The 12,786-nt window shown below is 37.6% G+C and carries 10 protein-coding genes; 4 read left to right on the top strand and 6 right to left on the bottom strand.

Annotation, left to right across the window (positions count from 1 at the left end):
- Positions 1-51: 51 nt before the first annotated feature.
- The 4 genes from HUE88_RS13615 to HUE88_RS13600 form a co-directional block, all read right to left on the bottom strand.
- Positions 52-1,548, bottom strand: a complete 1,497-nt coding sequence (locus HUE88_RS13615; protein WP_194369834.1) for an NAD(P)/FAD-dependent oxidoreductase — start codon at positions 1,546-1,548, stop codon at positions 52-54.
- A gap of 127 nt (positions 1,549-1,675) precedes the next feature.
- Positions 1,676-3,283 (bottom strand): single-stranded-DNA-specific exonuclease RecJ, encoded by a 1,608-nt coding sequence (recJ, locus tag HUE88_RS13610; protein ID WP_194369833.1) that lies wholly within the window; start codon positions 3,281-3,283, stop codon positions 1,676-1,678.
- A gap of 63 nt (positions 3,284-3,346) precedes the next feature.
- Complete coding sequence (gene pyrG, locus HUE88_RS13605; protein ID WP_194369832.1) at positions 3,347-4,975, bottom strand: CTP synthase; 1,629 nt, start codon at positions 4,973-4,975, stop codon at positions 3,347-3,349.
- A 132-nt stretch (positions 4,976-5,107) separates the two neighbouring features.
- Positions 5,108-5,587, bottom strand: coding sequence for a cytochrome c3 family protein (locus HUE88_RS13600; protein WP_194369831.1), 480 nt, complete (start codon positions 5,585-5,587; stop codon positions 5,108-5,110).
- Positions 5,588-5,703: 116 nt separating this feature from the next.
- On the opposite strand from HUE88_RS13600, the gene HUE88_RS13595 reads away from it, so the two are divergent.
- Genes HUE88_RS13595 through HUE88_RS13580 form a run of 4 tightly spaced genes read left to right on the top strand, consistent with a single transcriptional unit; the run spans position 5,704 to position 10,250 of the window.
- Complete coding sequence (locus HUE88_RS13595; RefSeq protein WP_194369830.1) at positions 5,704-7,323, top strand: cation:proton antiporter domain-containing protein; 1,620 nt, start codon at positions 5,704-5,706, stop codon at positions 7,321-7,323.
- The gene (locus HUE88_RS13590; protein WP_229860101.1) at positions 7,305-8,156 is read left to right on the top strand and encodes an HAD-IIB family hydrolase; all 852 of its coding nucleotides are present in this window, start codon (positions 7,305-7,307) and stop codon (positions 8,154-8,156) included. Before HUE88_RS13595 ends, HUE88_RS13590 begins: the two co-directional genes overlap by 19 nt.
- Positions 8,149-9,417, top strand: coding sequence for a sugar MFS transporter (locus HUE88_RS13585; RefSeq protein ID WP_194369829.1), 1,269 nt, complete (start codon positions 8,149-8,151; stop codon positions 9,415-9,417). Before HUE88_RS13590 ends, HUE88_RS13585 begins: the two co-directional genes overlap by 8 nt.
- Positions 9,402-10,250, top strand: a complete 849-nt coding sequence (locus HUE88_RS13580; RefSeq protein WP_194369828.1) for a D-hexose-6-phosphate mutarotase — start codon at positions 9,402-9,404, stop codon at positions 10,248-10,250. Before HUE88_RS13585 ends, HUE88_RS13580 begins: the two co-directional genes overlap by 16 nt.
- Here HUE88_RS13580 and HUE88_RS13575 read toward each other — a convergent pair.
- A complete protein-coding gene (locus tag HUE88_RS13575; RefSeq protein WP_194369826.1) occupies positions 10,237-11,214 on the bottom strand; it encodes a lytic murein transglycosylase in 978 nt (325 codons plus the stop codon). The genes HUE88_RS13580 and HUE88_RS13575 overlap by 14 nt on opposite strands.
- A gap of 9 nt (positions 11,215-11,223) precedes the next feature.
- Positions 11,224-12,729, bottom strand: a complete 1,506-nt coding sequence (locus HUE88_RS13570) for a putative bifunctional diguanylate cyclase/phosphodiesterase (protein ID WP_194369824.1) — start codon at positions 12,727-12,729, stop codon at positions 11,224-11,226.
- Positions 12,730-12,786: the final 57 nt, after the last annotated feature.

The following is a 12,786-nucleotide window of genomic DNA, read 5'->3' as shown; positions in this document are numbered from 1 at the left end:
CAAAAAATGGGATAGTATTTCCCTCAAGAAGAGGGAAAAAGGGGAAGATAGTTACGCTTTACCTGAAAGCATACCATGGATAGTCATTGGTTTTAGAAGATAAACTTTTAATAACCACATGATCCATCTCTCTTTAGTTGGGTCTAATGGGAATGATGCAGCATTTACACCACTTCCTGGCTTTTTAGAAGCCCAGTTAAACTCAGCAAGCATAACTGTACCTAGACCTGTAATAAGTGGACAAACTGTATAACCATCATACTTAGCAGTAGGTGCTTTACCACCCATAACTGAAATCATATTGTCAACAACAACTTTGTATTGTTTACGAGCAGAACCACCAGTTTTACCCATTGGAACACCAGCACAATCACCTAGTGACCAAACATTAGGGTAGAAAGAGCTTTGTAGAGTCTCTTTATCAACTGTTACCCAGCTTTTTGCTGAACCTAGTTTAGACTTACCAACTACATCTGGAGCTTTTTGAGGAGGAGATACATGCATAAAGTCATATTTAACTTCAACTGGCTCGCTAACTCTTACCTCTTTCATAACTTTATCGCCCATATCATCTTCAACTTCTTGTTTAACCATTGCCCATTTGTCGAATGTTGCTGTTTTAGTTGCTGTGTCTACTGCAATTAAGTTATGCTTATAGTTCCATTTGAAACCTCTCTCTTCAAATTGCTTAACGATTGCAGTATGGTAATCTTTGATACCAAACATACCACCACCATTTGGATAGAAAGTAAGTTCAACTTTGTCACGTACACCAGCATCTACTAAGCGAGCATGTGTTAGATACATGATTTTTTTAGGAGCTCCACCACACTTTAGAGGCGTGTTTGGGTGAGTAAATATAGCTTGTAATTTTTCACTTCCAGTATGATTTTTAGCTTTTTCAATTAACTCTTGAATACCTTTCCAAGTAGCTTCTGCACCATCTTGGAAATAGATTGAGTGAAGACCATCTCTAGTAATTGTTTGTTTTGTAGCTGCATTGTTTTTACCAGATGAAGTGATTACACCATCAAGACCTTTAATAGCAGCATAGTTAAGTACTACACCAGTTGCTACAACCAATTGATCGTAAGAAACTTCCTGATTACCATCAACAGTTACTTTATTGTTGTCTGGGTCAAAAGCAGTAACACTACCTTTAATTAGCTTAACACCACTTGGTACATAATCATCTCTTTTATATTGAATATCAGAAATTTCCCAAACACCACCACCAACTAGAGTTTGACCAGGCTGGTAAGAAACAGACAATGGATCTGGCTCAATAACAGTAATATCTGCATTGCTGATTGAGTTGTTAAGACGAGCAGCTGTACTCATACCAGCTAAACCACCACCAACTATAACTATCTTACCGCTTACATCTGCTGATGCAACAGCTGCAGTAGTACCTACTGTCGCACTAGCTAAAACTGACGCAGCTAATGGAGATATTGTTAAATACTTTAAAGCATCACGACGAGACATAATCTCTGGGTGTTTGTCTACTTCGTTTAAAATTTCTTCTAAAATCTGGTTTTTGTTCATGTTTTTCCCTTTTTTTTGATAAAGTCACCAATTCTACATTCTTGAGCCTTAAGATAGTTTTAAATTTTAAGGTTTTCTTTATGATTTAGAGCATATTAGGTAATTTGTAGCAATTTTTATCACTATTTTATAATTGATAATCATAGATTTTATTTATAATAAGTTGAGCTGATATTCTACTGTTGAACTCATTTTTAGTCACTCTGTAGCTACATGTAAGCTTTTTATTGTCAGGCATTTTGAATATTTTTTTGAATAGAATCAACTCTATTGTTTCTCTTTCATGTGAAAATTGTCTAACGCTTATTTTAGAGTGAGACTTGTCTTTTCCAAAAAGTTTTATCTCTACTATTTCACTATCTTTTATTAAAAAAGTAGGGCGGGAGTTTGCCTCACCATAAGGTTCAAAATTATCTAATAGACCCAAAAGCTCTAAATCAATCTCACTGCTTGGCATTATTCCAACTAAATCGTCTAATGGAATGAAATCATTCGGGTCTATTTTGGAGGCACTCTCGTTGATTGCACTCCTGAACCTATCTATATTATTAACATCAAGCCCAAGACCGGCTGCCATCTTATGTCCGCCAAATTTTGTCAAATAGCACTCATTAGCCTTTATAAGTTCGTAAATACTCACATCTCCTACGCTTCTTGCACTCCCTTTGGCAACTCCATTTTCACAACTTAGTACAATTGCGGGTTTAAGAAAGTGATCTACTAAGCGTGATGCAACAATCCCAACAACACCCTCGTGCCAATTTTCCCCTGCAACAACTATTACATTATCCGAACAGTTCCCTTGAACCAATGCTTCTTTGGTTGTTTGAGCCTCTGTTTCACGCCTAAGTTCATTAAGAGAATTTAGTTTTTCAAATTGTTTGTAGGCTGTGTTAGTATTAGTCGCTGTGAAGAACTCAAGAGCTATACTTGCATCTTCTAGCCTTCCGGCCGCATTTATTCGTGGAGCTATTTGAAATCCGATATCCTCAGAGGTGATTATTGACTTGTTTAAAAAATCTCTTATAATTATAGAGGCTGGTCTGCTTGAGCTCATTAAGACCCTTAAACCCTCTTTAACAAGCATACGATTGATATCTATTAGAGGCATTACATCAGCAACAATAGCAATGGATAATATATCTAAAAACTGTTTCATATCAATTTTTAGATTTAACTCTTTTTTTACAAGTCCAAGCAGTAGCCAGGCAACCTGTGCGCCGCAAATTTCTTTAAAAGGGTATTTACATGTAGGGAGTTTCGGATTTACTATTGCATAAGCTTCAGGCAGAATTTCTGAGGGTGTATGATGGTCGGTTATTATAAGCTCTATCCCTCTTTGTGCACAAATATTTGCTGCTTCTATAGCACTTATTCCGTTGTCAACGGTAATAACCAGGTCACTCTCTATTCTCTCCAACACTGTCGGACTCACACCGTAGCCGTCACTGAAACGATTGGGAATGATTGCCTCAAGAGGATAAGGAATTTGTCTGAAAAAATCTACCATTATCGCTGTAGAGCTTACTCCATCAACGTCGTAATCGCCTACAAGAGTTATTTTTTTCTTTTCTCTTATTGTATCGGCTATTTTTTTAGCAGCTTTTGGAGCATCTTGAAGTAGAGAGGGACTTGCTATTTGAGAGAGCTTTTTTTCTTCTTTGTCAAATCTTTGCGTAAGTAATTCAAAAAGAGCAGATTTGTCTAGAAGAGGAATATTATCAAATTTTGACATATATAAAATCTTTTATTTAGTATCTTTTGGCACAAAAAAATGTGCCAATTTTATACAAAGAAATCATATATTTTGTGAAATATTTAAAGAGGCTTGAACAAATGCCAAGATAGATGGATTTGGAGTTTGAAGTCTTGAAGTAAACTCAGGATGAAACTGAACACCTAGGAACCAAGGATGACCCTCTATTTCAACTGTTTCAATTAATCCATTAGATTCACCCGTAACTATCATTCCAGCTTTTTCTAACTGCGCACGGTATGCTGGGTTTGCTTCATAGCGATGACGATGTCTCTCATGAATAGTTTTTGCACCATTGTAAGCTTCTCTAATGATTGAACCCTCTTTTGTATCGCACGGATATTCTCCAAGCCTTAGAGTGCCACCCATTGGTGATGTGTGAGTTCTCAGTTGCATGCCACCGCTCTGGTCTAAAAAGTTGTCAATTAGATAAACCATTGGGTGCGGTGTGTTTTCATCAAACTCTATAGAGTTTGCACCCTCTAGGCCAAGAACATTTCTAGCGTACTCAACAAGTGTGAGCTGCATACCAAGACAGATACCAAGATATGGGACTTTGTTAACACGAGCATACTCGATTGCTAAAATTTTACCCTCAACACCACGATTTCCAAAACCACCAGCAACTAAAACTGAATCGCAGTCTCCAAGAAGAGCTTCAGCACCTCTCTCTTCAACCTCTTCGCTGTCAACCCAGCATATTTCGACACGAGTATCTAAGTGGGCTCCAGAGTGGATAAGTGATTCTGTTAAAGATTTGTAGGCCTCTTTGAGTTCAAGATATTTTCCGACAAAACCGACAACAACTCTGTTTTTTGGCTGAACAATTTTCTTAACCAGGGAATCCCACTCCTCCATGTCAGGGTCTAATTCACCAAGATCGAGCTCTTTTGCAATTGGCTTTAAGATGTGTTGTCTTAAAAATGTAACAGGAATATCATAAATAGTTGCAGCGTCTAGTGCTTCAATAACACAGTCAGGATGGACATCACAGCTCATTGCGAGTTTTTTCTTGAAAGTTTTAGGAAGAGCATTTTCACTTCTAGCAATAATCATTTGCGGAGTGATACCGATACGGCGAAGTTCCTGAACTGAGTGTTGAGTAGGCTTAGATTTCAACTCACCTGCAGCTTTTATAAAAGGGATAAGTGTTACATGTATAAAATATGTGCCAGCAACTTCATCATCATGCTTCATTTGACGAATAGCTTCCATAAAAGGGAGTCCCTCAATGTCACCAACTGTTCCGCCGAGTTCAACAACAAGAATATCGTGACCTTCGCCTGCAAGCTTAATCCGTTTTACAATTTCACCAACAATATGTGGGATAACTTGAATAGTTTGACCAAGGTAGCCGCCGGCACGTTCGCGCTCAATAACGCTTAGATAAACTTGTCCGGTAGTGAAGTTACTTGATTTGAGATAAGAGGAGTCAAGAAATCTCTCGTAGTTTCCAATGTCAAGGTCAGTTTCTGCACCGTCTTTAGTTACAAAAACCTCACCATGTTCTAACGGAGACATAGTTCCAGGGTCAACATTGATATATGGATCTATCTTTAGCATGCCCACTTTTTTACCAGAGTGTTTAAGTAAAGTACCAACACTAGCAGCTGTAATCCCTTTTCCAAGAGAGCTTAAAACCCCACCGGTAACAAAAATGTATTTAGTCATGCGAAACTCCAAAAAGTATTTTAATAATCGCGAATTATATTATAAAATCTCTTAAAATCTATGTAGTTTATAAAGGAGATTCACAAAGTTTTCTTTAAAACTTTGTGAATAGTGTGGTTATATTTTTTGGTGTTACTTGTTATGGCAACCAAGACAAAGAGCACTGTTAGTATTCTCGTTTCTAAGATACCTAGACCTAGCTGTGTGTGGGTCATGGCAGCTAACACAATGAACCTTCCCACCTCTTAGTAGCTCAGATATCTGGGTAGCACCGACAAAATCAGTAAGGCCAGAATTTAAAGCTTTTAAGTTTGCTTTTCCTGGAGTATATACAATAGACATAGGGTGGTCATCTGTCAAAAGACCCTGACCGCCAATTGAGTTTGTATCCAAATTCCCCATAGACCTTGGAAGTTGTAATGTACCACCTATGAGGATTCCAGTCGTATTAGAGCCTCCTGCACCTGAACCAGGAGCATTTATAACGCTGTTCATAGCACTGATACCATCATGGCAACCAAGACAAGCCAAAGTTGCATCTGTTGGTTGTGCGTTTGTAGCAGTTACAGCCATTGTTACACCAGCAACACCAGCAGCAGAAGCGCCATACATCTTAAAGACTCTAGTTGTTGTATCGGGAGGTTATTTCCAGGAAGTGTTTTACTATATATGTAAAAAAATGTTTTAATACTATATAATACATAAAAAATTATTCTAGAAAGATTTTAATGGATTCTGCACTTCTTTATATCGTTATGGCTCTTGGTGTTTCAACGGTTTTAAACCTCTTTTTGAAACGAATGGGTGTTTCACAAATTATTGGCTATATCATAACCGGCACAATTTTGGTCTACGCTTTTGACTTAAGAGAGATGAATAATTCGCACACTTTAGAGTATATTGGTGAATTTGGTATAGTGTTTTTGATGTTTACCATTGGGCTTGAGATATCTCTGCGCAAAATGAACAGTATGAAAACCGAGATATTTTTCAATGGTGCTATGCAGGTAATATTTACTGCCTTAGTTGTTTATGCTGTCAGCCACTATATTTTTTCACTTGAATCGAAGTCGGCTATTATTCTCTCTTTGGCTTTTGCGCTCTCGTCTACGGCAGTTGTTTTGAGCTACCTTAAAAGTTCAAAAGAGATACATAACCCGTATGGTCAGCGTGCAGCGGGGATACTTATTTTTCAGGATATTGCAGTAATTCCTATTTTGATTTTTCTGAGTTTTTTAACGAGTGAGGGTGACCAATCGGTTGGAGTGATTTTAAGAGATACTTTTATAAGTGCTGTTATCGTTATGGTCCTCTTGTTTGTTGTGGGTAAGAGAGTTATTACATGGCTACTGCACTTCTCTGCTTCAAGTGAAGTTGATGAGCTTTTTATGGGTTCGGTTTTATTTATTGTGGTTGCCGCTTCTCTTTTTGCATCATATATGGGTTTCACCTACTCTCTTGGTGCCTTTGTTGCTGGTATGGTAATTGCAGAGACGAAGTATCATCATAAGGTTGAATCAGACATTGCCCCTTTTAAAGATATTCTTTTAGGTACATTTTTTATCATCGTTGGTATGAAGATAGATGTGCTCTACTTTATAGACAACATAGGAATAATTATAGGTATTTTTACACTGGTGCTTGTTTTAAAAGCTGTTATTATGTACCTTTTGCTACGCATTACATCTTCACATGTATTATCACTTAAAACTGCTTTGGCCTTGTCTCAAGTTGGTGAGTTCTCTTTTGTAATATTTGCAGTTGCAAGTATGGGGGGTCTGTTGGACAAAGAGTTGGAAGCGCTTTTTATCTTGGTTGTGATTTTCTCTATGATTGTAACTCCATTTTTTATATCTAGAATTAATAAACTCGTAGGTCGCATTACCCATTTTGAATATTTGGGCTTAGATACTTCCGACTTTATTTCGAGGAAAAACCATGTTATTTTGTGCGGATACAGTATTGTAGGTAAGTTTGCAGCAAAGTCTTTGGACAAGATAGCCGCCCCTTACGTAATTATAGATAATAACCCAAAACATGTTCAAGAGGCCTTGGCGGAAGGGAAAGAGGCATATCTGGGTGATATGTCAAAGCTCTCCCTTTTGGAGGCCATACATGCAGAGAGTTCGGCCGGAGTGATAGTAACCCTCGATAATATGGATAAAAAAAGAGCAATCTGCGAGGCAATCCTTGCCCATACTAAAAATATTAATTTAATAGTTAAGGTAGCAACTCTAAGAGATAAAAATAATCTAAAAGATTTGGATATCACATCTGTTATTGACAGCAAAGAGGAGATAGGCAGAATACTGGTAGAGAGAATGATAACATGCAAGTTGAAATATTAGAGAAGATGAAGAATATTTATATAACAGATCTCGATCATACATTTTTACGAAATGACCTCTCTGTGAGTTCTTTTACAAAAGAGGTCTGGAATAGCTTCTCTGAGAAATCTATCATTAGTGTGGCAACTGCCAGAACATACAAAAAAACCGCACAATTTTTAAAGAACATACATGTCAATGCACCTATGATTTTGCTTGACGGTGCTCTTATTGCCACAATGGATAAGAAGATAATAGAGACAAAGTTTATAAACAAAGAGGTAGCAGATGCCATTATTGATGAGGGTGGCAAATTTGGAATCTACCCTTTTGTTTTGGCACTTGCGGATAAAAATCTTAATGAAGCATTTTTATTCTCTGTTATTTTAAATGAACACCAAAAAGAGGTGCTGAGTAGATACTCAGAAGATGACAACTTGGTTGAGTGCAAAGATATACGTGCCATGGATGAGAACTTTAAGATTGTTTATATGGGTGAGGAAAAAATGTTGCGAAAATTGGCTCTACATGTAGAGAAAATATTCGGAAATAGTTTAAAATATATTCTTGCGCCGGAAGCTTATGTTGGGTGCTATTTTTTGACTATATTGCATAAAGATGCAGACAAGTCCCACGGCATTAGAAGTGTTAGCGAATACGTAGGTTTTGATCTAAGCCGACTGACTGTTTTTGGGGACAACTTCAATGATGTCGGTATGTTTGAACTGGCGGGGGTCTCCGTGGCGGTTGCAAATGCACAAGAGGGCGTTAAAAAGTTGGCAGACATAGTGCTTCCCCACACAAACGACGAAGACGCAGTTGCAAAATATCTAAAAGGGCTTAAAAATGGATAACAGGTCTACTCTTGTACCTATGGTAATTATAGGAGTTTTATTTTTTATTTTTGGCTTTGTTACTTGGCTCAACGGTTCACTTATCCCATTTTTAAAAGTCATTTGTGACCTCAATGAGTTTCAGGCACTCTTTGTTACTTTTGCTTTTTATATCGCATATACCGTTATGGCTCTTCCTATGTCCTTTATGCTTGATAAAACCGGCTATAAAAATGGGATGGCGATAGGTTTGGGTGTTATGGTTGTAGGCTCTCTTGTTTTTATACCTGCTGCTCAGAGTGCAAGTTTCGCAATGTTTTTGCTTGCTCTTTTTATACTCGGTACAGGACTTACAATACTGCAAACGGCGTCAAATCCATATATAGTTTTGGTAGGACCTATAGAGAGTGCTGCGATGAGAATAAGCATAATGGGACTTATAAACAAAAGTGCTGGTGTTCTTGTACCGCTTCTTTTTACCGCTGTTATACTATCAGATATTGGTTCACTAGAGAATCTTTCCAACGAAACAAAAGAGTCTCTCTCTTCACGTCTTATTATTCCATATATTATTATGGCGGCTGTTTTGACAGGGCTTATTGCTTTAGTTAAATACTCATCACTTCCAGAGATTGAGTTTGAAAAAGATGAACACTCAGACAAGAGCAGTATATTTCAGTTTCCACGTGTGGTTTTGGGAGCAACTGCACTTTTCTTTTATGTCGGTATTGAGGTTATAGCCGGGGATACCATAGGGTTATACGGGCAGTTCTTGGGTTTGAAAAATTTCACCTCTTTAACTTCATTCACTATGATTTTTATGGTGTTTGGATATCTTATTGGAGTTTTGTTTATACCAAAATATCTTTCGCAGGAAAAAGCACTAATCAGCTCAGCACTGTTGGGGATTTTATTTCTCTTTGGCGTTGTGTATTCATCGGCAGATAGCAGTTTGGTTTCAGAGCTTTTGTGGGGGTGGAGCGGTATTAGAACTCTGCCGGACACGGTAACATTCGTAGCGCTATTGGGTTTTGCAAACGCTCTGGTCTGGCCTACCATCTGGCCTCTTGCACTTGAGGGCTTGGGAAAATATACGGCTCAGGGGAGTGCCCTTTTGATTATGGCAATTGCAGGTGGAGCTATCCTCCCTCTTGTTTTTGGAAAAATAGCACATGTGAGCGGAGATATGCAATCAACATATCTGATGGGGATAATCTGCTACTCTTTCATTTTGGCATACGCTATGAAGTGGCATAAAATCACATCATGGAAAATGCATTGATTGAGTATAAAAAACTATCCAACGGTTTTGAATATATAGAGATTGAAAACTCTTCTGCAGTTGCAAAAATTGCACTTCAGGGAGCGCACATTTTTCACTATGAACAAAACTCAAAAGAGCCTCTCCTTTGGCTGAGTGATACTAGCGATTTTGAGATGGCAAAATCCATACGTGGCGGAGTTCCAATCTGCTGGCCATGGTTTGGGCTAAACAAAGATAAGAGTTTGCCTCAGCATGGTTTTGCAAGAACGGCTTTGTGGAAGCTAACTAACACTAACGAAGCAGACGCTAATACAACAGAGATTACATTTAAACTGCAATATACAAAAGAGAGTTTAAAACTATGGCCGTATAAGTTTGAACTTGAGTTACATGTAAGGATCTCAGATAGACTTGTTATGGAGTTGAAAACAACAAATATAGATGATAAACCTTTTGAGATAACTCAAGCTCTTCACACATATTTCAGAGTTTCAGACATTCTACATGTAGCTATTGAGGGCTTAGATAAAAAGCCTTATTTGGATGCACTTACTTACAAAAGAGAGATTCAAAACGCAGATATAACTTTTAACCAAGAGGTTGACAGAGTTTATCAAGAGGTCTCGGATGAAGTTATATTAAAAGATACAAACAGAACTCTACATGTAGAGAATGAAGGCTCTAGCTCTATAGTCGTTTGGAACCCGTGGATAGATAAATGTAAGAGAATGAGCGCCATGAATGATGATGCTTATAAAAACATGGTCTGCATAGAGTCTGCTAACGCATTTGAAGATGCAAGAGTGATAAAACCAAATAAGTCACACACCCTCAAAGCTACTCTTTACTAAGACCCTTATGTGATTCGTAGGCCAAGCGCATTACGCCAACGGCATAGTTAGATGAGTTGTTATAGCGCATGATTTTTTTAGTATACTCTTTAAGGTATCCCAGCTTATCTTTTCCACATGTGAAGCAGTCATAAACTTTTCCGGACTTTGTGTTTTTCTCATAAACAAATGAGGCATTTTCGTTGTTAAACTCATACTCATACCATTGAGATTCTATATCTTCAATATCAGGCATAATATCCCACTCTATCAGCTTAGAGAAATCAGCTTTATTGTTTAAAAATTTACTTGCAGAGACTATTGCGTCTTCCATATTTGTCAAATCAGCAACTTTACTTTTATACCCCTCTGCATAGATAAAACTGTTTGGCATAAACTGCGGTATTCCTACAGCTCCGGCGTAAGAGCTAGGGAGGTTGCAACTCTCTGGGGTTACACCCTTTTTATAGCAGTACATGATAATAGACGCCATATTTGTCTTGCCCATGTTTAGGAGCCATTTTTCACGACTAGTATTTGGCTTTGTCCGCACTACCAAAGTGTTGAATACTATAAACGCATCATGGGTCGGCTTTATTTTCCCGAGTCTTGTCTCTTTTATTAAAATAGCAGCTATAACCTCACGATTTACCCCATACTTTTTTTCCGAATAATCATAAACTTCTGAGTACATATTGAGATGCTCAATCATGTCAGGTATATATTTAACTAAAACATTGTTGGCTTTTTTTTCATTTTTTTTATGAGTCTTGATATACTTCGGCTGTAGATACTTATAGCTCACTTCATCGAATTTTTTTGTTTTGAAATATGAGAGGAGAAATTTATTTGCATACTCATGAGAAACACCGTTTTTTACAACTTTTTCGCAGATGTCTATATAGTCTTTATTTTGAAATTCGCAGTTTGTATATTTAGCAAAAAGAAGAGTGCTCAGAGATAGAATAAGTATGGATTTTAACAACATGTTCCTTTAGTAAGTGTAATTATCGCTTGAGTAGACAGCGTAAGGATGAACAGGTCTTGAGAAATAAAACCCCTGAATATAGTCACAGCTTATCTGCTTTAGCATTCTTGACTGCTCTTCAGTTTCAACACCCTCTGCTACAACCTTCATCTCAAGCGTGTGACCCATAGCGATAATCGCTTTTGCAATTGCAAAATCATTTTTATCCTCTTCTATGTCTTGTATAAGTGCTCTATCAATTTTAAGGGTATTTACTTTGAAACGTTTTAGATAAGCCAAAGAGGAGTAGCCTGTGCCGAAATCATCCATCGACAAAGAGACTCCGGTGGAGTGAAGTTTTTCAAGAAGCATTTGCGACAAAAGAGCATCCTCCATAAGATATGTCTCTGTTATTTCAAAATCTATATATTTTTTAGGAACCGGTGTCAGGTTTAAGACCCTTAAAATCTGATCAATATGCTCTATCTGCAATTGTCTGCCCGAGAGGTTTATGGACATAACAATTGGCTCTTTGCCATCTTTTTGCCATATCTCCTGTTGTTTGAGTGCCTCTTGTAAAACCCACTCCCCAATAGGTATGATGAGTCCCGTCTCTTCGGCCAGTGGGATAAAGTCTACTGGATTGATAAGCCCATTTTTCGGGTGTTCCCATCGTATTAGCGCTTCAACGCCAACGAGTTTATTTGTGAGCGCATCAATTTTCGGCTGATAGAGGAGGTGAAACTCATTATTCTCAATGGCATGTCTGAGGTCCTCTTCAAGCGTAAGGTGTCTTTGTGACATCTCTGTAAGAGATTGAGTGTAAAAACTTATTTTATCTTTGCTGATTGTTTTAGCCTGTCTCATGGCAGTGTAGGCGTATTTTAGAAGGTCGGTCTTGTTTGAGGCATCTTTTGGAAATCTGCTAATTCCTATACTCGCCTCTATATTGAAAGCGTGACCGTTTTTGCAGCTAATCGGTGTTTGCACAAGTGTGATAATCTGTTTTGATTTTAGATATATATCATCATCAGAGAGGATGTTCTCAACAACAAAGGCAAACATGTAGGTATCGATTTTGGCAAATAGATGTACACCGCTTACATTGCATCTTAATCTCTCAGCAACATCTAGAACAAGATTATCTACTATCGCATGTCCAAAGGTGTCCTGTATATCTTTAAAGCGGTCTAATTCTAACAATATTATTGAGATGTTATTTTTTCCGTATGATGTTTTTATACTATGGTCGAGCCACTCCAGAAGTTTTGTTCTGTTTGCAAGGGATGTCAACTCATCATGATATGCCAAATAAGTAACTCTGTTCTCTGCTGTTTCTCTCATTAACACAAACGGCTTTATTACCAACTTGTATATTATCGGCGTAGCAAATATAGTTAAAGATAGGGCATCAACAATCGCTTCTGTTATCCAGTCCAAATTTAATGCCAAAAAATCCAGAACTAGCATTATGATAGCTTCTACTATAAGTAGAATAATTGCAATGCGAAATATAATTTGTTTAATTGTCATTGTTTACACTCTGAATAATAAATTTAATGTCTGCTTTTGAAGACATTGTACCTCTCA

It is taken from the genome of Candidatus Sulfurimonas baltica (assembly GCF_015265455.1).
GTDB lineage: Bacteria > Campylobacterota > Campylobacteria > Campylobacterales > Sulfurimonadaceae > Sulfurimonas > Sulfurimonas baltica.
The sequence above is the reverse complement of the archived record's forward strand: the minus strand, read 5'-3'. Positions and strand labels throughout refer to the sequence as shown.